Raw genomic sequence first — 24506 nt, forward strand, 5'->3', positions numbered from 1 at the left:
ATCCAAAATTAAGACGGAAACCAATCTTTTCTGGCTTTGCTGGGGCCATTGGCCAACAACTGTGGGCGAAAGGCCTGATACCTTAGATAAGCCCAACTATCCTTTATAGTGGATGGCAATTTGTGCCAGCTGACCCACGATCTTCACAGAATCTTTCATGGATAGCTTAGACCCATCTGCATGTATCCATCGCTTTAGAGGTTGCTCACAAATGAGCTGGTTAACCTTGTCCTTGCCATAAAACTTACGCATGCGCATAAATATCTCTACATCGAACAACCAGCGTGTGATAAACTTCTTTACGAACATTTGCTCCGCTATTTCCCGGCGCATGATCTTTGCTCCGCATTGGGTATCCTTAAATGGCATTCCCAGTATTTTCTGAATGATAATATTAATGGTCTTACTTATGATCTTTCTCGCGGATTCCTTGGTAATATTAGCTCCCATCCGGCTGATGCGGGATCCACTGACTATTTTGAATTCTGAATTTTCCAGGGTCTGAACCAGGTCGTCAAAATCGCGGAAGTCCGTAGAAAGGTCCGCGTCCAGATAACCTATATAATCCAATTGAGGGTCCAGGGAGAGATACTGTATTCCCTGCCTGACAGCCTCTGCCTTTCCACCGTTTTCTGCACAGTCAAAAATGCTGATATGGTCTTCATTCCCCTTCCTCAGTTCCTTCAACACTTTTAGGGTATCGTCTGTACTGCCATCATTGACAAAACACAGGCGGTAACCCAGGTTTTTGCGTGCAAAATCCTGGAATTCTTTGCTTTCCAAACGCTCGGCTTCATTGTAGCAAGGTATTACCACACCAACACAATGTTTTTGCAGCATTTGGTCATTGGCAACCTCAGTATTCCTTTTTTGAATTTTAGGTCTGAGGATCCTTTTTACCCTGGCAGCCACTTCGTTAAGGCTCACGGGTTTTTTCATATAATCGTCAATACCCAGGTCGAATCCGTCTACAATGACCCTTTCCTCAGTATTACCGGACATAACAAGAATCGGGGTCTGGGATTGTCCGGTTTGCCTGATGTGTTTTACCACTTCCAATCCCGACATTTCAGGCATGTTAATGTCCAGGATAACCAGATCGGGTTGAAAACTATTGAACTGCTCAATTCCGGATGGACCGTCGTTAGCGGTTCGCACTTCATACCCCAGTTCCCTGAGGTGCTTTTCGAGAGATAATAAGATCAGTTGCTGATCATCAATGGCTAAAATTTTCATAGGTTAAGATTTAGGATTAAACAAGAATTTTGGTTTAGCCTCTACCGTTTCCGATAGATTTATAAGGCAAATGTAGTAGCGGACAGCAGGATTCTTTTGTAGGAAAAGTCGCTTTGCAAATTAGTGTCGATGAATGACCGATTTGCTTCGATGGGTGATATCAGGGGTTTTTTACAATATATCTACCTTTATTTTGTTATATTTTCTTACAAAGCCGACCATGAACCGCAGCAATAGTTTATTGATCCTGGCACTGATTACCGGCCTGGCATTCCACGGGTCTGCCATGTTTTTTACCCTGGAGCAGACTTACGATGCACTAATACACCTGTTCTTTGCCGATCACTATGCCCAAAACTGGTTTGAGCATTGGGAACCCAGATGGTACACCGGCTTTACAGTACAATCTTACCCTCCCCTGGTGCACCAATTAATCGCACTGCTCTCCTATCTGGGTGGTCTCAAATTCGGACTGTTTTCCGTAGCCTTGTTGGGGATTGTCCTCTTTGTTACAGGAATTTACAGGTTTTCATTGCTGCTAACCGGCAATCGCAAAGTATCCGGGTATGCCGCTTTGCTGGCAGTATTTTCTTCAACTTTTATAGAAACCCTTCATCTTTTTGGTCAGCTTCCGAGCATTTTCGGAATATCGCTGCTGTTACATGCCTTACCAGACACCTATTTATGGCTTAAGACCGGGAGTTATCGGAAGCTCGTTAAAGCATTGTCATTAATTGCCGTTACAGTATGTTCTCACCATGTAACCCCCATTTTCGGGATGGTGTTTTTCATTTTTCCCTTGATAGGGATGGTACTGATGGATGTTTCAAAAGAAGGCGTTGGAAGTTTTAAATTGATCACCTTCAGGGTTTTTCTACAAACTTTCAAAAAGTTGTTCGGGCGCATAATTGGTTTTGGTTTTAGCGCACTCATTCTGATTGTAATTTGCATCCTACCCTACTGGATAAACACCAAGAATAACCCCATCACCCAGGTACCTATTCCTCATGGTTCCAGGGATAATTTCCTGGAAGTTACTTCTTCCGGACTGGTATTTTTCCTGATCCCCTGGGGAGTACTACTTTTTTTACTTCCTTATCTATTTTACCGTTTTTACAGCAAAAGATATCTGTTCTTTGGCCTGTCTTTCACCCTACTTGCAATTTTAGGAACCGGAGGGACAACCCCAATTCCAAAAGGACTACTCGGCGAGAACGCCTTTAATATCCTAACCCTGGACAGATTCACCCTTTGGGCCACAATAATGGCACTCCCGATCTTTGGGGAGTTTGCCTACCGCTTGATCGAAGGGGACCTGAGAACTCATTTAAGAAAACGATTTGGCGGAGTTTATCACAAAGTATTGGGAGGACTGATCTCTGGCTGTCTGTTGTTTATGGTTATTTTCAGTTTAAGCCTTGGGTATTTCAGACCCTCCCAACCCCAAAAGATCAAGATGCTCCCGATTGTCAATTTCCTGAACCAGGATCAGCACGACCAATGGCGTTACCTGACCTTGGGATTCGGAGATCAGATGGCCTGGCTCTCTGCCCAAACCAAGGCTATGACGGTAGACGGGAATTACCATTCCGCAAGGCGATTACCGGAATTGACCTCCAGGGCCATTGAGCGATTGGAGAATTCAAAATTTAAGGGAGTGGAAGGTATAGGTTCCTTACAGCAATTCCTGACCGTCCCGGAGAAATACCATTTAAAATACATTTTCTCCAACGATAAATTCTACGATCCTTTGTTGCATTTCTGTGGCTGGCAGCGATTGCAGCAACTGGACAACGGGATTATGGTATGGGAAAAAACCAATGTACCGCCACTGCCTTCCGTACTCCCAAGGGAAGAAGTACCAATGGCCTTAAAGCTTATGTGGGGGTTAATCCCGATGTTCACCCTGCTGATGGCTTTCATTCTGAACATCCCCTCAATATGGTATGCGGCTCTAAAGGCCGGCAAAGCTAAAAACACGGATTCCATACCGCCAGGTGTTACTTATTCCGGCTTTTCCGCAAAGCTTACCAACATTAGCCATTTCTGGGCCTTTGCGGTGATTCTCATGGTTTCGTTCGGGATCTATAGCTTTTACCTGAATAATAGTTCACAACGTTCTCCTTCCAATGTGCTGCAGGCTTACTATGACGCGCTTGACTTTAAGGAATTTGAACAAGCACATGCTTACCTGAGTACAGACAGTGGTGTTTCCCTGGCCCAATTTATGCTTGAGATCTCCGTAACCGATGGACTGCTTAGCAGTTATGCCAAACTGGATGGGATGTCTGTTCGTGTACTGCATCAGGACCAGGCCGGCGCCAGGGCAGAAATTACCACAAACTGGATCACTCCGCTTGAAAAGGTAATCAGGACCACAAAACACGATCTGAAGAAAATTGATGGAAAATGGTTCATCACACCTGAAAAACCCAACAATGATCTGCCTCCGGACCAACTCTTTAGTGCCAACCAGACCGCGTACTACAATCACGGAAGAAGGCGTATCACTACAGAACAAACCCTTCATGAGGATGTATTGCAACAACCGGTATTGGAGGTACTTTCCGCCAAACTGGTGCGATTGGATTCGGAATACGCCATAGTTGGTGAACTGCAAAACATAGACAATATTCCGGCGGATGTTGTGGTATCTGCCACCTTGTACGACCATGAAAATAATCCTATGGCCCGCCACAGCTCAAAAGACGTTATCAAGCACAAGCTAATGCCAAAGGAAGTTACTCCTTTCAAGATCAACTTTGAGGGAATTGCCTGGTTGGATACAGATCTTGAGGCTCCGGCTGGTTTTGATCCATCAGAGTTTACTACTATTGAATTTGAAGAGATCCCGTCAAATTTTGACATACAGGCCGCTGCAAATGTCGCCACCGGCGACCTCTACAAGGCAACCGCCATTCAGCAGCTGGATCTGAGGGAAGGATTATTGAGAGGACAACTGTTCAATTCCGGGATACAGGAGGTTACAATCCCTCAACTGATCGTCTCTTATTATGATGAAAGTAATGAACTGCTATGGGTAGACCATAAGTTTGTTAAGAACGGCGTGCGGGTTCAGCGCAAACAATCCTTTGAATATGAAACTTTGGACCTTTCAGATCTCCAATTACTAGCTGAAGGACTGCAGGATGTCTATGTCAATGGATTACCAAACCAGGCTATCGCACAAAAGCGCTTTCCGGAGAGGCATAAATTCCAAAATGGGGTGCAAGCCCTATCCGGAAAGGGATTTTCCGGAATAAGATTGCAGCTTAACTCCTATATCGGCAACCCAAAGTGAGATGAAAAGGTACACTTACATATGGGTTTTGAGCTTTTGCCTGGGCTGTGTCGGGGGCCCGGAAAATCTGTCTGAACCTTTTGTCCCGGAGGTTCGATTACTCACGGAACAAACTGAATTTGTGGCCGGATCTGAAATAATCCTGCAATTCGAAACCACAGCAAAGAGCCCCCCTCTTTTGCTGCTTGAAAATGCTTTAGGCAGTACCCTGATAGCTCCGGAATCTCAAGATAGCTCAATTCAATTTACCCTGCCAGGGCCTTATGCGCAAAAGGCAGGGCTAAGTCGATGGAAGCTAATTTATAGTCAGCAAGAAGTTTTATCCGGGCAGTTGAACATTGGCAGCGCCCAAGAAGAACAGCCATTGCTTGAAGCCTATCTAGGCCCCCCAAGTCTTATGGCTGGGGATGAGGACTTCGCCATGCTTGCTGTTATCCCAACAGATCGCTTCGATAATCCGCTAAAAGGCAAATGGCCGATCACGCTAAGGCAATATAAAGAGGACTCGGAGCAATCAAGCCAATTTTTTACCCAGGACCTGCTGGCGTGGAAACTTATAAACAGTACCAGACAGAGCGGCCCCTTATTTGTAAGTGCCAACACAGAACAGAGCCAGTCCAAGGAACTCCAAACTTTTGTTTACCCGGCCAACCCCTTAGATTTTGAGATCAGCCTGGAATTGATCCACAATTATGCGGACGGCAACCAGATCATGCAGCTCAGCACCTCAGTTTTAAAGGATGCATACGGGAATACCGTAAGCGACGGAACCCTGGTGGAATTCCATATCAGCACTGATTCTGGCAGCAAGTTAGGCTGTACAGGAACCACTATAAAGGGTGTAGCCCAATCCAAAATGCTACATCCCGAACAAGCCTCAGAATGGGAAATTAGCGCTTATGTGGCGGGAGCTGCAAAAAGTAACAGCCTGACCGTGAATTTCGAGGCGGTTTTTGATGATTTTGGTCTTAAGACCTCCAAAAATGGGCGTGTACTCAGGGTAGGGCCGATTAAGAGTTACTTAGGACAAATTATCCCGGATGGCTTCCAGGTCGTATTGAATGTAAGTAATGAAGACAATGTGACTGAAACGTTCACAACAACCACCAGAAATGGTTATGCGCGTTTTGAGCTGGATCCGGACGCCTATCCGCCGGATCAATACCAATTGGAATTGATCTCCGGAGGGGTTATTAAGAATATATCACATACTGTGGATGAATAGTAACTGGAACAAGAACATATACAGGGCATTGCTGCTGCTATCCTTCATAGCAGTCAACGCCCTGGTGATATTCGCTATAAGCGAGGTCTACGGCTATCTCAATAGCGGAGCAGACCGCTCAAAGCTATTGCATTTAAGTACTGCCGTTGAAGCGGCTTATCAGCCAAAAATGCTTTGGGATACTCAAAACTGTGCCGGCAGGCCCATGGAGGCACAAACGCTAAAGAATATCAGCAGGGACTACAAGAATGCCTGGTATTTCTATCTAAGGGCTTTTCATCATAATGATGCCGCCGGACTTAAGGATTACTTCACCGACCGGATGTTATCCAGGCTGGAAGACTACATCGCATTGAACCGAAAAAATAGTGTATACATTGAGAAAACTACCCTGGAACACCAGCCAGAACTCAAATTTTACAGTGCGGATGGTAAGATCGTAACCTTTACGGACCACAATGTCCGCTCATATGAAAAGGCATACCAGTATGGGAGTGTCATAGACCAGCGGGAAAGCCAGCGTTCTTACCAGGTGGTGCTTTTGTTGGAAGACGGTTTTTGGCGCATCCGCCAATTAGTGGAAATAGAATCAGACTCCGGCAGCCAAAGCCGTTTAAGCACGAAAACAGACTTGAGTGGGATAGATAACATTCGCGGTATTAATTACTACCCCAGGGAACAGCCCTGGTCTCTTTTTAACGAGTATTTTTCCAAAGAAGTTATTGAAAAGGACTTTAAGCTGATACAAGAAATGGGATTTAACACCCTGCGCATATTTATTCCTTATGAGGATTTCGGAGGGGCCGAGGTGATTCCGGAAAAACTGGCCCGGCTGAAAGAGTTTATGGACCTGGCCCGGAAAAGAAATCTAAAGGTGCTTATAACACTTTTTGACTTTTACGGCAATTATGAGCTCAACGACTGGACCCTTACCCAGCGCCACGCCGAGCAACTGGTCAGTGCTCTAAAGGATCATCCGGCTCTATTGGGCTGGGACATTAAGAATGAACCGGACCTGGATTTTGATTCGCGTGGGAAGGAAGTTGTGCTATCATGGTTAACGGAAATGCGAAAGCAGCTAAGAATTTGGGATAAAACACATCCCATTACCATTGGTTGGTCTTCGCCGGAAGCAGCCGCCGAACTGACAGAATCATTGGATTTCATCTCTTTCCACTACTATCGGGACGTTCAGGATTTCCCAACAGCTCTTGCTGCTTTAAGGGCTAAAGCTAAAAATAAGCCTTTGCTTTTGCAGGAATTCGGGCGCTCTTCATACAGTGGATTCTGGAACTTCTATTCAGGTTCCGAAAAAAAACAGGCCAGTTACTATCGTGAAATGATGGAAGTAGTAAGATCTCAAGATGTTCCGTTCATGGTCTGGACTTTGTACGATTTTGAAAAAGTGCCGCAAACTGTTGTTGGGAGACTACCATGGAGAAAGCAGCCTCAGAGGTATTACGGCCTCATTGATTCGGACGGCAAGGCCAAACCCGCCCTGGAATATGTAGCAAAAGTTTTAGAATAACAAAAGAGGGCAGCTCTGTACAAAAGCCACCCTCTCTCTCACTTAACCTAAACCAAAATCTATATGTCTTTGTTTTTTATTTCCAACGGCTGCTTTATTTCCAACTCAAAACCACTTTGTCTCTGACGCTGGATAGCCTTAAAATACTCAATATACATTCGGGTAATCTCGGACATGGGCAGGGAACAAGCTGCCTGGTAATTCGTTTTCCCCAGATGCCTTCTGTAGGTATCGTCCTGAAGTATATTTTCAATGGCCTCGGATAGGGAAGCGCAAGATTCAGGATCAAAGAAGGCACCTTTATACCCTTCTTCCCTTACCAGGACACCCAGGTCTCCCAGGTCGGGTAATACCACCGCTTTTCCATAACTGCCTGCCTGGTGCAATACCCCTGAACTTCCTGTTGTCGAAGTATAAGGGAAAACAACCACAGCGCTCTCACCAAAGATCACAGGAACATCTTCCTCTGCGACATATCCGGTAAATCGGAGTTGAGGTACATGGCTGTATTTAGACTTCACAGCCTCCAGGTAACCCGGTGTATTGGGACTATCCGTTCCGGCGATAACAATTTCAATATCCATATCTGTCCGACTTCTTATCTTCTCAACGGCCTCAATCATGATCTCTACTTTCTTATAAGTTCCGAACTTGCCAAAGGCCATAACCTGTTTAGGTCCTTGAGGAAGATTGTAATCCGGCTCAGGAGGATTTTCAAAGGAACCGTGGGGCACAAGAGCTACGTTTCGCGCTTTGTATTTCTTTTCCAGAATGTCTACATACTTGCTGATAGTAACTGCCAAAACATCCGATTTCAGGACCATACGCGTAAGCGTAGACCCAATAAAATTGTATGCTTTTTGCAGTACTTTGTTTTGGGTGATCCCGGCATTCTCCAGGTCTACCTGCTCCAGGATATTATGTAGCAGAGAAATGGTAGGAATTCCTTTGAGTTTGCAAACAAAAGGTAAAAGCAGACCCAGGGCCGCGGGGATCTTCTTGTCTCCAAACTTTAGGAACTGCAGGTTAAACAATACAGCATCCGGTTTAGTTTCAAAAATGGCCTGGCTGATCTTGAAAAGGTTTTTATAGCTGTTAAACTCCCAGCATTCTTTTACGCTTACAGCGCAGCCATCTTCTTCAAAATCCAGGTCTTTAGGCCCGACAGTTCTGTCTGTGATCAGCACAATTTCGCTAATATCACTGTGCTGTCTAAAATGCTTTACCAAATGGTATCCGTATTCGGTTAAGGTTACTTTACTCGGCGGGAAAGCCGTTACAATTGCTAATTTCATCAGGTTAAGATTTAGGTTAATAACTATGCAACAAATATCTTACGAATGCAGTAATTTCAGGGCCAGTTCACGGTGGGCGACCATTTGCTGTAGACGAGTGGCAAGGGATTGTAGATATTGAGTTCTCACCAAAATGACCTGCTAAAAAAACCAAAAAACCGGAAGCTTTTGGGCTTCCGGTTGGCGTAAACAAACTATAAAAGTAGGCTAAGGCCTGATTTGGTCCTGTGTAAAATATATAAGCTGAGTTACGAGCAGGGCTAACATGGCGACAATCTGTACCTGTACTACCATTTGCAAACTGCTGTGAAAAAATATGACCAGCAAAATTTGGGAAAGACCTATCAGCCCGGATAGTATTACCGGAACATATTGATCTAAGGACAGGAAATAGTATGCGAAAATATTAGCAATGGCAAAAAGTGAAGTTGCCAGTGCATATTGCCAAAGTAGCGGAGCCATGGACAAATAGGCTTTGCCAAAAAGCAGTTCAATAACCAACTCCGGGAACAAGTAACAGCCTGAGACTATGAGCACCGTAATAAGGCCGATATAGCTCACATATTTGAACAGTACGGGGGCGGTTGGCTCTCCTGCTTTCTCCCTGGCCACCACTTTGGGCAGTAATAGCATTACGAACATCCAGGCGGCAAAGTAAACCACCCTGCCAATAAGTGCCAAAGAAGCGTAAAGGCCTGCCTCCAAAGGTTCAAAATAATGTTTAACCAATAGCACATCGCTATTGTTGATCAAGATCTGCGTCAGCTCATAGGCCGCTGTAAGTACAATGAAATTGCGCACCCGCTTTTTGTTGTCTGCACTAAGGCGTATCCGGCTTCTCAGCGGGATAGCTTTACGTTCCACCGGGACAAGCCCAAAAACAAAAGAAAATGCAATCCCGAGAGCAATCAATATACCTGGCTCAAATGGAAGTATCCAAAGCAATAGCATAGTGATCGCCAATCGGCTCCACATTTCCATCTGATAGGTAAGGGATAATTTGCCGTACTGTTGTTGCCCCTGAAATCGTCCGCGGTTTACACTCATAAAAAAGTACAGCGGTATTCCGACGCCAAAGGCTGTGAACATCCAATTAGACTGGGTATTAAAAATCTGTTGTAGTTCCGTTGCAAAAAAGATCAGCAGGGAGCCAGCGATCAATCCAAGAACAAGAGCGGCCTTGTACATTCTACATTGAAAGCCTTCCCATTGATCCTCAGAAAAGAGTACTGCGAACTTGGCTGTGGCCAGTTGAAAGGTCATCCCTACAAAGGACAAAACCAACAATAAGGTCACCAATAATGCGGCATCCGCAAAAGCAGCCGGACCCAGCAATCTTCCTAATATCAGGTTATACAGGTAGTTGCCCCCGTTTACCAGGAGCACACTACCCATAAACACATGTTCCGGGGAAACTCTGCGTGTTAAAGTTTTAAGCGCGGTCATTACTAAGGATATAATCGGTTTTGGTTTCTTTCATCACCGGGGCGATGTTTTTGTTTTCTCTACCCACTATGGTAAGCACCTTGTTATTGGCCGCTGTCCTGCGGTACATCAATTCCAGTTGCCGGGCGGCGGTATGGTCCAGACCATGTATGCGGTCCAGCGATAGGATTAGCATCTCTTTTTGTTTTTGAGATCCATTGATGTGTTGTTGTAGGCTTTTCATATTCTGAGCATTCAGGAAGCCGTAAAGCTCTGTCACTCCGTATTGATCTTTTATTTGTAACGCCATGATTTCTAAGATTTAGGTTAAACTTTTATTGCGTTCGATGGCTCAAATATCCAATGAATAGCCTCCTTTTTAGGGCGATTTCGGTGGATGGCAGTTTGCTGTAGACGAGTGGCAAAAAAGCTACTTCCGGGATGAAAAAGGCTGACATACCTTTATAAAACCTAAACTTAAGGGGTTCACGCCCCCACAAATACTTAACCTATGAAGACAAGAATAAGTTACCTGATCACCATTTTCGCTGCCGCCCAACTTTGGGCACAGCCTGCTATGGATAATGGATTTCAACTCCTTGAAAAAGGCGAGTTTGAGGCCGCCGGAGACTTTTTTGAAGATGTTCTTAAAAGGCATCCGGAAAACAAAACAGCCCAGATCTGCTACGGTAGGGCCTTAGGCCTTAGCGGTGGTCCGGCTAAAGCCAATACCCTCTTTGCCAACTTGCTGAAAAAATACCCCAATGATCTTGAAATACAGCTTAACTATAATGAATCCCTGCTTTGGGCGGGAGAGTTCCAGGGGGCTAAGCCACTTTATCGGGATCTGATCAGGGCATATCCTGCAAACTTTAATGCCCGTTTGGGTTATGCCAATACGCTAAGCAATCTGAAAGAATACCAGGAGGCCCTTGTACAAGTTCATAAAGCTCTGGACTTAGACCCCGGAAATGCGAGTGCCCTGACCTCTAAAAAGTATATTCTGCTGGGTCATGCTAATACTAAGGTGGAAAAACAACAGTATTCAGAGGCCAAGGCTATATTGAAAGCTATATTCGAGGATTACCCGGAGGACAAGGAAACCTTGCTAAGCCTGGCCAACATTCACCTGATAAATATGGAGTTGGATAGCGCCAGGATCTCGTATCACAGGATGGCCACTACCGCTAAAGATTCTGTTATCGCCTTAAACGGATTAGCACTGACGGAACACCTTGGGGAAAATGAGAAGCAAGCCCTGTTGTTATCCAAAGAGTCCCTGGAACTGGCTACAATTATGGAAAACTACGAGTTATTGGAGCGCACTTATAACCGTTACGTACAGGCGCTTATCTGGAATGACAAATACAGCAAAGCCAAATCAGAAATAGCTCAACTCGAGAACAAATACGGTCAAAGGCCCTGGCTGATAAGCCTGAAAGCCATGTTAGGGATGTATACCTCAGACACAAAAGCCAGTCTGAAGCAATATGAGCTTCTGCTGAAAATAGACAGTACCTCTTTTGACGGAAACCTGGGGAAGGCTAATGCCCTGTTCGCTTCAGACCGCATAATTGATGCTTATAAAACCGGAATACAGACCCTGGAGATCTTTGAGAACCAAAAAGATGCCCGTTCACTGATCGAAAAAGTAAATAAAAAGTATGTTCCTACTATTACCGAGACTTTGAGCTATAGTTTTGACAATGGGAATAATGTTGCGTATTCAAGCAACACAGAGCTAAGAACATATTTCAGCCCCAAACTGTCTGCCAATCTAAGTTACCAGTCCAGGACCACGGAAAACACCCTTAGTAATGCAAGTGCCACAACCCGGCTATTGACCGGGGGGATCGCCTACAAACTATTGCCTAAGACCTCAGTAGAAGTAGGTGCGGGTATCAACGAGGCCCGGTTTGGATCTCAGCGATTTTCCCAGCCTATGCTTAAGGCCGGACTGAAGTTGCAACCTTACCGCATGCAAAACCTGGAAGTGGATTACCTCAGGGAAGTACAGCAGTTCAACGCTGAGCTGGTGTCCCGGGATATCGTTATGGAACACTATGGTGTAAAATATCATTTGGCCACCAACTTTAAACTAGGCTGGTACACCCAACTTATGCATACCGAGCAGAATGATGGAAATAGCAGGCAATTGCTCTTCAGTTCCCTTTATTACAAGCTCTTTAAGAAACCTGGCATCAAAGCGGGAGTAAACTTTCAGTACTTTGGATTCAGTGTACAAAAACCAGAACTGTATTTCAGTCCGGAGCAATATCAGGCTACGGAAGTATTTGCCGAGGCCAGGGGCGATCTTTTCACAAAAACAAGCTATGCCTTCACGCTGGCTGCCGGAGCCCAAAAGATAGAGCAGCAAGCAAGCATGAACATTATTAGGACGGAAGCCAGGATAGGCAGCGAACTTAGCCAGCGATGGTATATGGCCCTATATGGCAAATACAGCAACAGCGCGTCTGCGACAGCCACAGGTTTTACCTATACGGAAATGGGAGTAAGCCTGAAATGGGACCTGAGCAAAAAACCACTATTCCATAAGAGGTTGCTCAACCTTAATTAATCTTTATCGAACCAAAACAATCTGTAAACGATCAGAGGGATACCACAATCATAAACTGAGATCTAAACTCAGTTTAAGGAAATCCCCTCTCTCGTTTTCACTTAAAACCGGATTGAGAAACAGATCAGTATATGAAGGTTCAGTTTCATAAGCTGTTATAAAACAAAAATAGGAATCTATCGCCGCCGTGCGCGGATCGTAGGCAATTGCTTTGGATTCCAATTCCTGGCTTACCTCTTCGGGAAATTCAAAGTTGAAAAAGGGGATGGCCCGCGTTTCTTTCTCCGGAGCTCTAAATCGCCAGGAAAAAAAATTTAAAGTCCCTGAGGGTAACATTTCGGCATCTTCCAGCAGGAACTCCGCCTGCTGATATTTTCCGGTGAAGTTGACCATCTCCCCACTTTTAAGCATGTCGACATCTGGATCTGCAATGTCTCTCCCTAGTCCTTTTTGTCTAATAGTGTACTGTCTGCCTCCAGAATAATTCAGGATAATCTCCTTACTGTAAACAGGGAAAAAGTCAAATTCCGGAGCATCTAACTCTCCGCCAGTCTGGTCCTCTACAGCAAGCACGTCTAAAATTTCATGGAATTTATTGCAGGTGTAGTCTTCTTCGCTTCTATAACCATGTACCACAAGGTTTAACCAATCCGCCGCCGGAACGGTAAAACGCTGTGTAGTGACCGGTTTTTGAAAGTCACTCAGATTAAAGTTAGTTTGGTCCAGGTCTTCCAGCAAGAAGTATTCATACTGGTCCGGCGGGGTTAAGAATAACGGAAAACTATAGATGAAGTAAAAAGGTTCTTCCTCGGCGTGATAATTCAGATTAAATGGACCCATCCCGTTTGTAGTTGTTAGTACTGCGTGATAAGATCGTAATTGAGGACGGAAGTTTGACGCTATATCCAAACTGATCACAGTCGTGCCTATTCCCCCCGATCTTTCGGTGCAGCCTTCGGTAACCTCATTGGGATCAGGGATTGTGGTTCCAGGCGAAATCTCGGTTCTGGAACTGATAAATTGAAAACTCTGAGGTTCTTTTGCGATGGTATAGACGGTAAAGGTAAAATTCTGTTCCTCAAATTCATCATCGGCATAGAACACTGCCTCATCATTGGTCTCTATTTCCTGGTAAGTGATCAGTTTCCCATCCAGGTCGTTTATTGCGAGATACACTGAAGCCAGGGCAGTTTCTGTACCTCTTAAGGCCTTGGGGAATTTTAGCAAAAGTTTCCTCAACTCAAACTCCGAAGTTTCATCCTCCGTATTTCCGCTATCATCCGTGGCGCTGATCCTAAGGGTTTTGGTCCCGGCATCAAAATCAAAGGGATTGATATTCAGGCTGATTTGTTTCTCATTACCCTGATACAGTTCCTGGTTATCCAGGCTTATGGTGGTGGTAACATCTTCCGATGCATCCGTGATGCTGATATTGATTTCCGTAAGGACCTCTAATAGATCCGGTAACCCTGAGAGGCTAATCACAGGTGCGGTTTCGTCTGCTGCTGGGTCCTGGCTTTGTGGCGGATCTTCCTGGGTTGATTCAGAGTCCGTGGAACAGGAAAACAATAAAACGGTGAGACAAGCGTAAAGTAGGTTCCGCAACATAAAATGCTTTATTTGAGCAGTGAAAAATAGGCATTTTAGAGCGGACCACAAGGAATCCAAACAACGGCCGATTTCCTGTCAAAAACAAAACGCTGTAAATCAGCGCCTTGCAAATCAGATACAAAAAACCCCCTTTCCGTTACCCAATTAAAGAAAGGGGGCACCCTTATTCCTAAATGAATGGCTCCCCTCCCGGGAAGCGGGGTCTTACTTTTTGATCAATTTGCCTTTGTAGATCTTATTATTCTCCATATCCTTTACTACGTATCCGTAAAGTCCTGGGGCTAAACCGCCCAGTTGTAGCCCAACGGAATGTTGGTTAGCGGCTGTGGATTTTTCACTCTGATAAACCAGCTTTCCGGTCATAGTTGTTATGCTAACTTCAACCCTGTCCGTAGCCAGGGGAAAAGTGATTACAGTGTATTGCTCCACCGGGTTGGGATAGTTCATCACAAAATCCGGTTGAGGAACTGCCTCTGCGATTGTGGCCACCTCCTCTAGAGGAGCTGTATATGCAACTGCACTCAGGGTCATTTGATCGATCTTAAGATTGAATGGCTTATAGGTTTTATAATCACCCTGCACTGAGAACACTATTGATTTTAGCTTGCTAAATGCTACACTTGAACCGGATCCATCCTTAAAATCAGCGAATGACAGACTGTGAATTGTTTCCATTTCATTCGGTTCTAAGCTCAGTCTCAGGCGATCGTTCCAATCGGCAGTCTGATCTGTAACCAGGCTTACCTCAATGGTCCGGCTGTTCTGAATGCTGAACTGAAGGTAGTTGAAATCTTCGATTGGTAGTTGCCTCTCTCCACCCAAAATATTACGGAACACATTGATGGTCTCTTTTACCTGACCACTGGCGGTTATCCCACGGGCCACCTCGTGGATCCCTATTCTGGTATCCTGCTGTTCGTGAGCTTTGATGGTAAAATCATCCACTGTATCAACCGCTTCATTCATATCTACGCCCCAGGGGCCGTCTGCCAGGTACATGGCGTCTTGTTGATAGGAGTTTTCCGCTATTACAGACAATCCTATATCAAACAAATAGCCCGTCTCCACGATTACCTCTTCTTCCCAATCTCCATTGAGGGGCAGTATGCTTGTCAGATTTTCTTCGGAGCTCTGCTCAGTACGCTTATAATTACCATCGAACTGCATCCAGCTTGCCCCTACTTTATTGATCACATTCAGATGTAATTTGCCTGCCTGGTAATATCCGTTTTGGATAAAAACCGTTGGCAATATGTTTTTTGCCTTATGTAAAACCAAAGGCTTTTCGCCATCCAGGGTCTTTAGGATATTGTTTACTACAGTACTTACCTGTCCCATGCTGTTCCCCCAAACCTGGAAATTCATATAATCTCCACTTGGGTATTCTCCTATATTCCAAAGGCTATAGAGTTTGTGCTGGCTTCCTTCGTCTCGAACGGAAAATACCAGGGCATATTCCACGGCTCCATTACTGCGTTCCAGTTTGGAGTACACCAGTTCATGTCCCTGAAGACTCACAGTCCGTACATCCCTTAGTTTACTATCGTTAAGGCGGTCGCAGATGGTCTTTGTATGGTTATAAACACTGTTTTTTGTCTTCGTAGCCAGGGCCGCGCTTACTCGCTCTGCACCCTGGTAGTAATCAATAGAAAACACTTTATCCGCATTGGTAATATTCAGGAGGTCATCCGGGCTTGAAACATAGGTTGTTTCGGTGCCGTACATTCCGGATTCAGGGAAATAGCCATCCAGACGTCCTGACTTCGCGCCGCGGCTTTTGTAGGTCACTTTACTGTATCTTCGCTGTTTTTTACGGGTGTTTTTCGCGGTCCCGAGCTTTTTACGATCAAAATTTCTTTTCGCGATAAGGCTGGCAAGGTCACCATTACTTTCAAGACCACCGTCATTACCGGACGACACATCGTAATGCTCCTCTATATCATTAAAATTTGTGGTTTTGATCGCTTCAAAAGGGTTAGCCGTAATGTAGAAAAGTGCATCGTTAAAATCGTTGTCGCAACTACCGTAATCCCTTCGGATATCCTCAAAACCAAGAATAATCCGTTGGTAGTCCGGATCGTTGAGCAGCACATTGTGAAACCTTAAGTTTTCGTCGGCTTCAGGATTGTAGTCCGGATTGGAATACAATTGCCAATGTCCGGGAGTTACAGAACCCCTCCAGCCATTGGCCAGCAGCACCCAGCCAATACCGGTACCAGCCTTAAAACGGCCGATCTTTACCTTATCTCCTGCCTGCAATCCACCCCCGCTACCCCTGGCGGAAACATTGGGAAAAACAATGGTTATATCTTCCGGATCCGGTTTTGCCGCGGGAGGATTTTCTATATCATAGGTATAAAAGCCAAGTACGTTTCGGTAACCGGCGCCTTCCGCAACAAAGGTCACCCAGACGTCCGCATCCTTTTCCAGGAGGATATCCGTATCATAACCTGAACTTATGTATTGAGGGTTGTATTCTGGTACCGGATAACCTTCAGGGAGGGCATCATCAATTTTTTGCAAGGTCTCATAGGAAACCTCATCCCGGTCCACCAGGTATTCCGGTGTACCATCTGAAGTATAGCTTCCTAAAAAATTGTAGGACTGACCTAAGGCATTGGCCATAGTCATTAAGGTTGAAAGTAAAAGTAGTATTCGTTTCATCATAAATAGGTTAAAGATTATGGAGCAAAGATGTTTATTTCCTCATGCTTTCTTTGATGCTCTTCGACGGATAGCGATTAGGTGTAGACGGATGGCACCTAAGTTACTTTTTAGCCCAAGCAGTTCTTTATGGCTTTCGGGCAGAGGAAGTCATACTTTATACCGTACAAACAAAAAAGCACCGCTAGAGCGGTGCTTTCTTCGAACTAGCTATACTACTTCTAAATGATCCCAATAAAAAATAAACTCATTCCGCAAACTACCGTGGACAACACTCCCATTAACCCGGTTACAATTGTTTTCAAAGCGGCTGTTAAAAGTACATTTGATTTCATAGTATAATATTTTAGGTTAAACTTTATTCAAGATTTTACCCAAATCTATTACAGAAATCACGGAAAAATGGGTGGATGTCGACGGATAACGGAAAGCTGTCGACCGATGGTAGTATATCTTCTTTTGGCTCAAACTAATGGATAGTCCTTGCTGGCTTTAGAAGAACTTTATGGATGAGGCTTTAAAGCAGATTTAGCCTTCGCATGAGTTCCGGCCGGTTGGAACGGCTGATAGGAATGACGTTTTTTTCAATGAGCACGCTGTTATCTTCAATATCAATGATCTTGGTAAAATTGATGATAAAGGACCTGTGGATCTGCAGGAATATGTTTTCGGGTAGCTTTTCCTTTATTTTCTTTAAGGTGGAGTGCACCCTGTAGGTTTCCTTCACTGTTTTGACGTCAATATAGTCGCCACGGGCTTCGATCAGCTGTATTTCGTCAAACTTTAGTTTGATCAATCTGCGATCTATATTAATGTAGAGATCCTGGCCGGTTTCGGCCTGGCCGTTATCGCCTGTCTGTACCGGTTGTTTCACCAGGGCGTTCTTTACTTTCTGAAGGCACTTTTCAAAACGTTCTTTGGTCAGCGGCTTGACAAGATAGTCTACAATGGCCTCGTATTCATAGGCTTCAATGGCAAAATTCCTGTCCGAGGTAGTAAGCACCACTTTGGGAGGGTTCTTTAGGGTTTGCACAAAATCAAAGCCTGTAAAACCGGGCATATGAATATCCAGGAATACTACATCCACCTGATGCTGGTTGAGAAATTTAATTGCATCTATGGCACTGGGAAATTCTTCAATTACGTCCAGATCGTCCATTTGTGAGCACAGTTGAGCAACTACGGCCCTTGCGGCTGCCTCATCGTCCACTATAATACAGTTCATGCTTATATGGTTTTTAAAAAACGTTCTATGTTCTCCAAAATCTTTAAAAACTTCCCTTCGTATTCCCTGTTCCCTTCTCTAAGGGCTTCTTCGTGGTCCACGGCGAGCACATAACTCTCCGAAAGGCCAAGAATACTAAGCTTGTGTTTTAGCTTATGCACATTCAGTGAAGCTTCACGGGGGAGATCTCTATTCAAATTATCCATGTATTCCTCCTTTTCCTCCGGAAACTCCTCTTTAAGGATGTTGATAAACTTCTTTTTGAAATCTTCCTCACCTGCGGCCAGGGCTTCTATATAATCCAGATTGGGTTTTTCTTGCATCTCAAATCACTTTTTTATACTAAAATGAAAACTGGTCCCTTGTCCTACTTCGGATTCCAGGCGGATTTTTCCTTTGTGGAGATCTACGATCTTCTTTACTATAGAAAGGCCTATTCCTGTAGACCTGGCTTCATTCCCAATAGATTGGAAGATCTCAAAGATCTTTTTATGGTATTCCTTAGGGATACCAACTCCGTTATCCTTGACGTAAAAATCCCAGTGAGACCCCGCATCGGTGCTCCCAACCTCCACAATTCCCGTTTCTTTATCAATATTGACCACGGCATTGCTTATTAGATTCTGGAAAAGCTGTTGCATCTGGGTCGGGTCCGCGACCAATGTCGGTAGTTCATTCATGATCACAACTCTGACGTGTTCCGGAATAAAGATGATCTCCCGGATGTGCTGTACCGTCTCATTCAGATCTACCTGGACCTGCTCCCGGGTATCCCGGCTAATGCTGGAATACTTTAGGATACCATCAATCAGCTTGTCCATACCCTCTATCTTCTCCTGCATCATCTGAAGCTGGTTCTTTCCGTTGTCGTCCAGTATATCTTTGTAATCCTCCTGCAACCAGGTGGCCAGGGCATTTAAACTTCTCAAGGGCGATTTAAGGTCGTGGGAAACCATATGAGCGTACTCCTTCAGGCCTTCATTACTGCTTTCAAGTTCTTTGAGAAGTTGCTCTTTCTGTAATTCCAGGTTTCGCTGTTCCGTGATGTCTTCGATCATGGCGACCTGGTGGGTTACTTCTCCCTTATTATTCTTAAACGCGCTGACAGAAGTTTTGGCGAGCAGGGTTTTGCCATCTTTTTTAATATATCGCTTAATCAGAGTAAAGGTTTCGATCTCACCCCTGTTCATCTGTCCCATAAGGTCTTTGGACGCCTCTACATCCTCTGGGGCAGAGATATCTTTGACGTGAAATTTGGTAAGCTCTGCTTCTGAATAGCCCAGGAGGTCTACAAAGGTCTTGTTGACCTTTACAATCTGGCCTTTCACTGTTAGCACGATACTTAGGGGTGAATTTTCAACAATAATGTCCAACTCCCGCCGCTGATCTGCCAGCAAATCCTGAATTTCAGTCTCCCTGGTGATATCCCGAATGATTCCCTGGGCAGCGATAGGCTTGCGGTCCTTATCGTAAATTAAACTGCTGTTGATCTGCACAAATTTTTCGGACCCATCCCGCACAATGATTTTAGCCCTATAATTCTTTAAGGTACCCACCTTGAGTAAGGTATGCATGGACTCAGCAGTGTATTCCAGGTAGTCCGGATGTACAAGTTTGGCAAGGTTTACAGACTCCCTTCCGTGGTCGTAACCCAAAAAGTCCCTTGCGGAACTATTCATATTAATAACGTTGAAGTCCAGGTCCATCACCACATAAGGGTCGATAATATTGATAAATACCCCATCGAGTTCCGAAGACTTTTCACTTAAGAGTGTCTCTAAGCGATGATTTGCTTCCTGCAAATGCCTGGTAGTATCGTAGAGCTCTTTGGATTTTTGCTCCAGGATCTGTTCGGCCTGCTGGCGCGCTTTCTTCTGACGTTCCAGGGCTTTTTTAAGCAAGTTGATCTCCTTGTTATCCATCCTGGACAACAACGAATTTGACTTCTGTACCGTCATCTTTCAATAGGTCATAGGTAATATTTGCACTTCCCTTGAAGTGCTCGAAGGTTTTTTCGATAAGTCCGTGCGCCAGGCGATAGAGCCCCCTGCTGGAAGAGTATATCATGGAAATAGAACTGTCTGTCTTTTCCAGGATCTTGAAGGTTGGCAGTTGCGCATCCGGGTATAATTTCTTTACATGTACATGGATGTGATCTTCAATAGAGTACAGTAGACCCAGGGGTGATTTATAACTCTGGATCACCTCCGGATGGGCTTTGGAAAGGCTATTGAACAAATAAAGCCCAAAGGTGTAGATCAACTCATCGACAGGGATCCCTACTTCCTCACTAAGATTGGTGATCAGGCTTACCATTTCATTAAAATCGTAAGTACCCACAGAGGTATAAATACCATCTGAAGGAAGATCAGCATTCTCAATTATGGAATCTGCCACCTCCAGCCCGAACTTGCTTTCTACCATTTCCAAAAATTCGGTAAATACAATTCCTTTCATTAATAAAAATTTGCGGTTAAAGTAGGAATTTTAGTACGAAACTGGAAAATAATGTTGTGAAAGCCTTGTTTTTGTTAGGCTTTGACCAATTCTACAACTTCCCAGTACTGAAAAACCTTTCGTAGCTTTTCTTCGTAATCTTCGTATTTCAGAGGTTTGATGACATAACCGGCAATCCCGATCTTGTAGCATTCCAGTAGATCGGCCCGATTTTCTGATGTTGTCAAAATGATGGTTGGAAGGAATTTAAGAACCTCATCTGCCTTTAATATTCTTAGGAATTCAATACCATTCATTTTAGGCATATTAAGGTCTAACAAGATGATGTCTGGCAGTTTGGCATCGGACCTGAGATAGTCCAGGGCTTCTTCTCCATTTTTAGCCTCTGTGATCTCATATTTGATCTGAAATTTAGCCACAGTGCGCTGCAATTTCATGGTCTCAATGGCGTCGTCTTCTATGAATAATACCTTCATCAGAATATAGTTAAGTGAGCTACAAATGTCTTAAAATGCCAAATAATTCTGGATTTACTGTAGTCCAATGACGGATAAGTGTAGACGAATGGCAATTTGGTTTCGATTAAAATGGGTCTGTTATACGAAAGAAATGAGCTCCGGGCTTTCTTTACTTATTTTGTAGTAAACACAAAAAAGACGCGTTGGTCAGCTATGGGTAGAACTCAGTTTCCCAGTATACGGTACCAAAGAGCCCCAAACAGTTTCCGCGGATCTCCGCCTTCGTATTTGGGCGTCTCAGTTATTTGAACCTCGTCATTCGCGGTAGGGCGAATTTCATAATTGAAAGCAAAGCGGGACTCATCTTCCTGCATACTGATCAGACCAAACCTAAGATCATTGAGATACAGCAATCCTTCGTTTTTCTCAACTGTGTACCATCCCTCGGTAACGTTTATCAGCCTCCTTACTTTGTCATTATCAGACCATTTTCCGAGCAATTCATGGTTCTTGGGATAAGCTTTAAAACGAACAGGCTGGGAATCAAAAAGGGAGTAATTCCCAATCAGGTAGGCATTTTTGGTGTCTACATTGGCTGTCCATAGCAAAGTATTAAAAGGCGTGGGGCGGGTTGCGATCTCAGTATATTCAACACCCTGCTCCTCCAGGTTATTAATGAACTTGTTGTAGGTAAACCATTTTAAGATCAGCGTAATTATCAAATACGAACTGCTCAGGACCAATCCCATCTTGTTGAGGCGACGACGTTTATCAGAAACGCGATTCAGCCGCATGGCCAGAATAAGGCAGATCAAAAAAGGAACGGTATAGAGGGGATCGATCACGAAAATATTCTGAAAAGCCAGTTTGAGATCAATTGGCCAGAAAAGCTGAGTGCCCCAGGTAGTGAAGGCGTCAAGGATAGGGTGTGTGAACAATCCCCAGAACATCAGGCGGGTCCAATCCCGCCAATTCGCGGCAGATTTCCTTTCAATTTTAGAGATCAGCCAACCGAATACCGGGGCGAACATCAAACTGAACAAAATGGAATGACTAAACCCGCGATGCCATTCTATGGCCGTTACGGTATCCACAAAATTACGACTCAGGACATCCAGATCTGGAATAGTACCGGCTATAGCGCCGTACAACATCGCCTTATTCCCTACTTTCTTGCCTAAAACCGCTTCTCCTACCGAAGCTCCAAGAACGATCTGTGTTAACGAATCCATATTTAAAGTTTAAGATTAAGTTTAAGTACAATTGTGGCTAGTCTTAAACTTGAACTTAAGCTTAGACTTATACTTATACTTCTACTTTATTCTATCACCTTCATTTTCTTCAGCAAAAAAGAGGCGTTCATATTCTGGCAAATGCCTTCCTTGAATTTATAGTCAAAATGCAACTCATCATTCTTAATTTCCGCGTCAAAATAATAGTTCGCCATCTCCTTGTAATCCTCAGCAACCCCACAGAGGCTTAGATCGTGCGTCGCGATCATCCCGGTGGAGCCTGAGCGCACCAGCTGCTCCACAAATTTTCTGGATCCCCTGGCCTTATCGGTACTATTTGTCCCCTTTAGAATTTCATCCAGCAATACAAAATACTGATCCCCAGCGATCTCATCAACAATAAATTTCAGTCGTTTCAATTCCGAAAAGAAATAGGATTCATCATCGGTAAGGGAGTCTGTGGTCCGCATACTGGATATTAGCCTGATCGGGCTGTAAGTACTTGCTCCGGCACATAACGGAAGCCCTATGTTGCCCATAACGATCTGCAAGCCTATAGTTCTGAGAAAAGTACTTTTCCCAGCCATATTGGCCCCGGTAATAATGAAGAACTGACCCTTTCTGATCTCCACATCATTGGTAATCCTGCGTTGCGGATCCAGCAAAGGGTGCGCGGCTTCGGTTGTTTTCAGAAGGATCTCACTGTCCGTAATTTTCGGATAGTGGTATTCCGGATGGTTAAAAGCAAAATTGCCCAATGAGATATTGGCATCAAAAAACGCAATCGCCCGAAACCAATCCTCTACTTCCGCAGCATGACCCTTGATCCAGTTTTCAATCTTCAGGCTAAGCCAAAGGTCCCTGAGCATAAAGGCATTGGCCAGAATACCAATAATAATATTATTCCGTTGGTCCAGTGCATTCAGAAGGCGGGAAAAACGTTTTAGGATGCCAGAAGCGGTTTCGCCTTCCCTTAAAACGAGTGCTTGCTTTTCCTGAAGCCATTTTGCTTCGAATCCCTGTTTTTCCACCATTACGGTAAGCTTTTCATATTGCTGAAACGTGCTTAGGACCTTAGAGGTGTCCGCGGAAAGCTTATTGATCTTTTTCAGGTATTGCCCACTGATTCCCAGGCCAAGAAAGAACCATGCCGCCAATCCCCAGCCGGAGATCAGATCGAAAGAATAAGCGGTAATTATCCCTGCCGACAGCGTTCCAAAAACAAAGGGGATCCACCGAAAAGCCGCAGGCACAAAACTGGTATATTGCCGCATCCAATTGACAATAATATCATAGGTAGTTTCCGCCTTGATCATAGACGCTGCGGCCGAAAACTCCTGGCGCCACTCCACCAGGGCTGACAGTTCTTCTATGGCCCGCTGCTTATCTGGTATTCGGTCGATGTTGTTCTCAGTAAGAATTTTTGCCAGGCTTTCACTACCCAGTTTTAGGGCTGTCCGGTTGCAATACTGATAGAAAGAACCCCGCCCGAAAAGATCAATATCCGAACTAAAATGATGCTTTGGATTCGCGAATTCTGCCCCGTCCGGAAGGTGGTGAAATTTCCGTTTGAGCACCTTTAATTCCTGGCGATTGATATGTAGCAATTTCTGCCATTTGTCTTTCAGGTACTTCAGATCTGCATGTCTGCTTACCAAATAAATGAAAATGGCCAGGCAGCCCAGTATTAACAGGAAGAATATTGCTTTTTGATCAAAAAAGAAATATCCTCCAAATACAGCAAACAGGAATACGCTAAGGCGAAGCATCCCAATGGCGAATAGTCTTTTTTTAAAGGCCGCAAGCTGCTGTTCGCATTGCGTAATCCGCTGCTTGTAAAACTGTTCAGGGTGTTGCATAAAATAGTGATCACTGGAAATCGCCTCACAAAGATAGCCAAACCATCAGTCTGGCAGTTCTTCCCATTGCGTCCTCAGTTTTTTGGGGAATTTGGCCACGATAAGCTCGTAAGAATGGTCTATTAACTCTTTAAGAAGATGTGGAGGTAACTGCTCAATGAAAAGGGTATTCCAGTGAACTTTATTCATATGGTAGCCGGGGGTGATTACACCGTCATAGGTCTCCCGAAGTTCAACGGCCCGGTCCGGGTCACATTTAAGATTGGCCTGAGGTGGAAGTCGCTCCAGAGGCGCAATGCAGAATACTTTCCCCATCACCTTAAAGACCAGGGTATGGGCATCAAAAGGAAACTCCTCAGTAACTCCTTTTTTGTGAATGCAATACAGCCTGAATTCTTCAATATTCATATCC

The 24506-nt window shown here is 44.5% G+C and carries 18 protein-coding genes; 4 read left to right on the top strand and 14 right to left on the bottom strand.

Going from position 1 to position 24506, the window contains the following annotated elements; genetic code table 11:
• Positions 1 to 96 precede the first annotated feature (96 nt).
• Entirely contained in the window at positions 97 to 1236 is a 1140-nt protein-coding gene (locus GTQ38_RS00355; RefSeq protein ID WP_161433245.1) for a response regulator, read from the bottom strand.
• Between the two features lie 220 nt (positions 1237 to 1456).
• Between GTQ38_RS00355 and GTQ38_RS00360 the strand changes: the two genes are divergently transcribed.
• Genes GTQ38_RS00360 through GTQ38_RS00370 form a run of 3 tightly spaced genes read left to right on the top strand, consistent with a single transcriptional unit; the run spans position 1457 to position 7290 of the window.
• Positions 1457 to 4537 carry a hypothetical protein gene (locus tag GTQ38_RS00360; RefSeq protein WP_161434004.1) on the top strand — a complete coding sequence of 1027 codons (3081 nt, stop codon included), beginning with the start codon at positions 1457 to 1459 and terminating at the stop codon, positions 4535 to 4537.
• Position 4538: 1 nt separating this feature from the next.
• Complete coding sequence (locus tag GTQ38_RS00365; RefSeq protein ID WP_161433246.1) at positions 4539 to 5762, top strand: hypothetical protein; 1224 nt, start codon at positions 4539 to 4541, stop codon at positions 5760 to 5762.
• The gene (locus tag GTQ38_RS00370; RefSeq protein ID WP_161433247.1) at positions 5755 to 7290 is read left to right on the top strand and encodes a cellulase family glycosylhydrolase; all 1536 of its coding nucleotides are present in this window, start codon (positions 5755 to 5757) and stop codon (positions 7288 to 7290) included. The genes GTQ38_RS00365 and GTQ38_RS00370 overlap by 8 nt, the downstream gene beginning before the upstream one ends.
• Positions 7291 to 7349: 59 nt before the next feature.
• Here GTQ38_RS00370 and GTQ38_RS00375 read toward each other — a convergent pair whose 3' ends face one another.
• The 3 genes from GTQ38_RS00375 to GTQ38_RS00385 all read right to left on the bottom strand — a co-directional run bounded on the left by GTQ38_RS00375 (position 7350) and on the right by GTQ38_RS00385 (position 10320).
• Positions 7350 to 8585 (bottom strand): glycosyltransferase, encoded by a 1236-nt coding sequence (locus GTQ38_RS00375; protein WP_161433248.1) that lies wholly within the window; start codon positions 8583 to 8585, stop codon positions 7350 to 7352.
• Between the two features lie 207 nt (positions 8586 to 8792).
• A complete protein-coding gene (locus tag GTQ38_RS00380; protein ID WP_161433249.1) occupies positions 8793 to 10031 on the bottom strand; it encodes an MATE family efflux transporter in 1239 nt (412 codons plus the stop codon).
• Positions 10018 to 10320, bottom strand: coding sequence for an STAS domain-containing protein (locus tag GTQ38_RS00385; protein WP_161433250.1), 303 nt, complete (start codon positions 10318 to 10320; stop codon positions 10018 to 10020). The genes GTQ38_RS00380 and GTQ38_RS00385 overlap by 14 nt, the downstream gene beginning before the upstream one ends.
• A gap of 201 nt (positions 10321 to 10521) precedes the next feature.
• On the opposite strand from GTQ38_RS00385, the gene GTQ38_RS00390 reads away from it, so the two are divergent.
• Entirely contained in the window at positions 10522 to 12588 is a 2067-nt protein-coding gene (locus GTQ38_RS00390; RefSeq protein WP_161433251.1) for a tetratricopeptide repeat protein, read from the top strand.
• A gap of 48 nt (positions 12589 to 12636) precedes the next feature.
• Here GTQ38_RS00390 and GTQ38_RS00395 read toward each other — a convergent pair whose 3' ends face one another.
• The 10 genes from GTQ38_RS00395 to GTQ38_RS00440 form a co-directional block, all read right to left on the bottom strand.
• Entirely contained in the window at positions 12637 to 14196 is a 1560-nt protein-coding gene (locus tag GTQ38_RS00395; protein ID WP_161433252.1) for a hypothetical protein, read from the bottom strand.
• A 207-nt stretch (positions 14197 to 14403) separates the two neighbouring features.
• Complete coding sequence (locus GTQ38_RS00400; protein ID WP_238857724.1) at positions 14404 to 16866, bottom strand: DUF4114 domain-containing protein; 2463 nt, start codon at positions 16864 to 16866, stop codon at positions 14404 to 14406.
• A 514-nt stretch (positions 16867 to 17380) separates the two neighbouring features.
• Positions 17381 to 18088 (bottom strand): LytR/AlgR family response regulator transcription factor, encoded by a 708-nt coding sequence (locus GTQ38_RS00405; protein WP_161433253.1) that lies wholly within the window; start codon positions 18086 to 18088, stop codon positions 17381 to 17383.
• Positions 18089 to 18090: 2 nt separating this feature from the next.
• The gene (locus GTQ38_RS00410) at positions 18091 to 18411 is read right to left on the bottom strand and encodes an Hpt domain-containing protein (protein ID WP_161433254.1); all 321 of its coding nucleotides are present in this window, start codon (positions 18409 to 18411) and stop codon (positions 18091 to 18093) included.
• Positions 18412 to 18417: 6 nt separating this feature from the next.
• Positions 18418 to 20010: a sensor histidine kinase gene (locus GTQ38_RS00415; protein WP_161433255.1), complete on the bottom strand. Its 1593-nt coding sequence runs from the start codon at positions 20008 to 20010 to the stop codon at positions 18418 to 18420.
• A complete protein-coding gene (locus GTQ38_RS00420) occupies positions 20003 to 20545 on the bottom strand; it encodes a heme NO-binding domain-containing protein (protein ID WP_161433256.1) in 543 nt (180 codons plus the stop codon). Before GTQ38_RS00420 ends, GTQ38_RS00415 begins: the two co-directional genes overlap by 8 nt.
• A gap of 74 nt (positions 20546 to 20619) precedes the next feature.
• Entirely contained in the window at positions 20620 to 21021 is a 402-nt protein-coding gene (locus GTQ38_RS00425; RefSeq protein ID WP_161433257.1) for a response regulator, read from the bottom strand.
• A 206-nt stretch (positions 21022 to 21227) separates the two neighbouring features.
• A complete protein-coding gene (locus GTQ38_RS00430; protein WP_161433258.1) occupies positions 21228 to 22235 on the bottom strand; it encodes a metal-dependent hydrolase in 1008 nt (335 codons plus the stop codon).
• An 86-nt stretch (positions 22236 to 22321) separates the two neighbouring features.
• On the bottom strand, positions 22322 to 24094 hold the full coding sequence (locus GTQ38_RS00435) for a MutS-related protein (RefSeq protein ID WP_161433259.1): 1773 nt from the start codon (positions 24092 to 24094) through the stop codon (positions 22322 to 22324).
• Between the two features lie 45 nt (positions 24095 to 24139).
• Positions 24140 to 24502: an MmcQ/YjbR family DNA-binding protein gene (locus GTQ38_RS00440; RefSeq protein WP_161433260.1), complete on the bottom strand. Its 363-nt coding sequence runs from the start codon at positions 24500 to 24502 to the stop codon at positions 24140 to 24142.
• Positions 24503 to 24506: the final 4 nt, after the last annotated feature.

Source organism: Poritiphilus flavus, from assembly GCF_009901585.1.
GTDB classification, from domain to species: Bacteria; Bacteroidota; Bacteroidia; order Flavobacteriales; family Flavobacteriaceae; genus Poritiphilus; species Poritiphilus flavus.

Excerpts from the sequence above, each read along its gene's own strand:
- GTQ38_RS00355 (WP_161433245.1), bottom strand. The coding sequence starts at position 1,236 with ATGAAAATTTTAGCCATTGATGATCAGCAACTGATCTTATTATCTCTC.
- GTQ38_RS00360 (WP_161434004.1), top strand. The coding sequence starts at position 1,457 with ATGAACCGCAGCAATAGTTTATTGATCCTGGCACTGATTACCGGCCTG.
- GTQ38_RS00365 (WP_161433246.1), top strand. The coding sequence starts at position 4,539 with ATGAAAAGGTACACTTACATATGGGTTTTGAGCTTTTGCCTGGGCTGT.
- GTQ38_RS00370 (WP_161433247.1), top strand. The coding sequence starts at position 5,755 with ATGAATAGTAACTGGAACAAGAACATATACAGGGCATTGCTGCTGCTA.
- GTQ38_RS00375 (WP_161433248.1), bottom strand. The coding sequence starts at position 8,585 with ATGAAATTAGCAATTGTAACGGCTTTCCCGCCGAGTAAAGTAACCTTA.
- GTQ38_RS00380 (WP_161433249.1), bottom strand. The coding sequence starts at position 10,031 with ATGACCGCGCTTAAAACTTTAACACGCAGAGTTTCCCCGGAACATGTG.
- GTQ38_RS00385 (WP_161433250.1), bottom strand. The coding sequence starts at position 10,320 with ATGGCGTTACAAATAAAAGATCAATACGGAGTGACAGAGCTTTACGGC.
- GTQ38_RS00390 (WP_161433251.1), top strand. The coding sequence starts at position 10,522 with ATGAAGACAAGAATAAGTTACCTGATCACCATTTTCGCTGCCGCCCAA.
- GTQ38_RS00395 (WP_161433252.1), bottom strand. The coding sequence starts at position 14,196 with ATGTTGCGGAACCTACTTTACGCTTGTCTCACCGTTTTATTGTTTTCC.
- GTQ38_RS00400 (WP_238857724.1), bottom strand. The coding sequence starts at position 16,866 with ATGATGAAACGAATACTACTTTTACTTTCAACCTTAATGACTATGGCC.
- GTQ38_RS00405 (WP_161433253.1), bottom strand. The coding sequence starts at position 18,088 with ATGAACTGTATTATAGTGGACGATGAGGCAGCCGCAAGGGCCGTAGTT.
- GTQ38_RS00410 (WP_161433254.1), bottom strand. The coding sequence starts at position 18,411 with ATGCAAGAAAAACCCAATCTGGATTATATAGAAGCCCTGGCCGCAGGT.
- GTQ38_RS00415 (WP_161433255.1), bottom strand. The coding sequence starts at position 20,010 with ATGGATAACAAGGAGATCAACTTGCTTAAAAAAGCCCTGGAACGTCAG.
- GTQ38_RS00420 (WP_161433256.1), bottom strand. The coding sequence starts at position 20,545 with ATGAAAGGAATTGTATTTACCGAATTTTTGGAAATGGTAGAAAGCAAG.
- GTQ38_RS00425 (WP_161433257.1), bottom strand. The coding sequence starts at position 21,021 with ATGAAGGTATTATTCATAGAAGACGACGCCATTGAGACCATGAAATTG.
- GTQ38_RS00430 (WP_161433258.1), bottom strand. The coding sequence starts at position 22,235 with ATGGATTCGTTAACACAGATCGTTCTTGGAGCTTCGGTAGGAGAAGCG.
- GTQ38_RS00435 (WP_161433259.1), bottom strand. The coding sequence starts at position 24,094 with ATGCAACACCCTGAACAGTTTTACAAGCAGCGGATTACGCAATGCGAA.
- GTQ38_RS00440 (WP_161433260.1), bottom strand. The coding sequence starts at position 24,502 with ATGAATATTGAAGAATTCAGGCTGTATTGCATTCACAAAAAAGGAGTT.